Origin of the sequence: Gracilimonas sp. (genome assembly GCF_031581265.1) — a bacterium.
Classification (GTDB): Bacteria; Bacteroidota; Rhodothermia; order Balneolales; family Balneolaceae; genus Gracilimonas.
In genome coordinates this window covers 1-1,354 of the sequence record NZ_JAVLBQ010000063.1, presented here as the reverse complement: position 1 = coordinate 1,354, position 1,354 = coordinate 1, and the positions used below count along the sequence as shown (strand labels likewise).

General features: G+C 43.7%; 2 protein-coding genes. Both read left to right on the top strand.

Going from position 1 to position 1,354, the window contains the following annotated elements; translation table 11 throughout:
* A partial coding sequence (locus RI561_RS13745) for a TOBE domain-containing protein (RefSeq protein ID WP_395080818.1) occupies positions 1 to 249 on the top strand: 249 nt, incomplete at its 5' end.
* Positions 250 to 273: 24 nt separating this feature from the next.
* Positions 274 to 558 (top strand): hypothetical protein, encoded by a 285-nt coding sequence (locus RI561_RS13740; RefSeq protein ID WP_395080817.1) that lies wholly within the window; start codon positions 274 to 276, stop codon positions 556 to 558.
* Positions 559 to 1,354 lie beyond the last annotated feature (796 nt).

The following is a 1,354-nucleotide window of genomic DNA, read 5'->3' as shown; positions in this document are numbered from 1 at the left end:
GAGGCGGAGGGGTTAATCCTGTGTTCCATTCGACCTGAGCACCTTACCATTGAACGGTGCGAGGCTAACGGAACCGAAAGTGGAATTATAGTTGGCAGAGAGTTCAGGGGTCACGACATCACCTACCATGTGCTATTTAAAGGTGACAGATACATTGTGCACACCGATAATCGTCTTTTATTTGATGTTGATGATCACGTAATTGTGAAACCTTTAGAACCTGCGGTAGTATTAGAACAAAATACATAACGGCAATTTACTCAGGAGCAAAACATGTCATTTTTTGGATTTCTTTTATTGTTACTCATCGCTGCAATATGCGGAGGAATTGGACAAAGTATAAGCGGACATAGTTTTGGCGGATGCCTGATCTCAGCCGGGGTAGGCTTTATAGGAGCTATTTTAGGAAAATGGATGGCAAGTGAATTGGGCCTGCCTGAGCTTTGGACTATTGAAGTGAGTGGAAGTCCCTTTCCTATAGTTTGGTCCATTATTGGCGCAGCATTATTCACGGCTGTTTTAGGCGCTTTAATTCGTGGGAAAGAGAAGGTGAGGTAATGCTATTACCAAAACTTCATTGTTAGAATTCCCAAGTCGCGTCAGAGAGATTTCCGCGTCGTTTGGCAACCGACCCTGTGTTATACACGATCGCATTCTTACAATTGTAGATGTTAGATAATTCGTTGACAAAAAAGAGGTTGCCTTAATACTTCCAAAACTAATACTTCCAAAACTAATACTTCCAAAACTAATACTACATATCCAAAAGTTGTCATCCCGAAGTGCCCGGCGAGTAGTAAAGAGAACTCCAGTATAACACGAGGGACTGTGTCCGACTGCCGGCGTGATCTCAATGGTTGACCTGTTTACCATGTAATCCATTGAGACCCTTCGCGACACATCTCCTAAACCTACTTCAACACCCACGCGCTCAGGGTGACAACTTGGGGAGGAAAATGTATCAGTAGTTGTCATCCCGAGTGCGTACCGGGTCGTGGCGGGCAAATCAGTTGAACACGAGGGATCTCAATCGTTAATACATCCTGGCATGTCAGACTTTGAGACCCTTCGGATAATACAACACTCCCTATTCCAACTCATTTCCTGCTCAGAGTGACAACTCTTGGAAGCTGATTTATGAAAACCAATCCTTATCAAGATTTTCCCATTTAGGGTTCACACTTTACCCTCGTTCCGAAGGTTCACCTTCGGAATGCCGCCCCGGAAGCTCCGGCTTCCCGTGCTTTAATTCGACCTATTTTCCTTAATCAAAGGTCTTGTTCATTTTTTCTTGATAAAAAACGAACCAAAAAAATCAAGGCGGTCGAAAAAAGAGCTAAAGCTGACTACATTC

What these genes read in the sequence shown, in the direction of transcription:
- RI561_RS13740 (WP_395080817.1), top strand. Translation starts at nt 274, where the DNA reads ATGTCATTTTTTGGATTTCTTTTATTGTTACTCATCGCTGCAATATGC.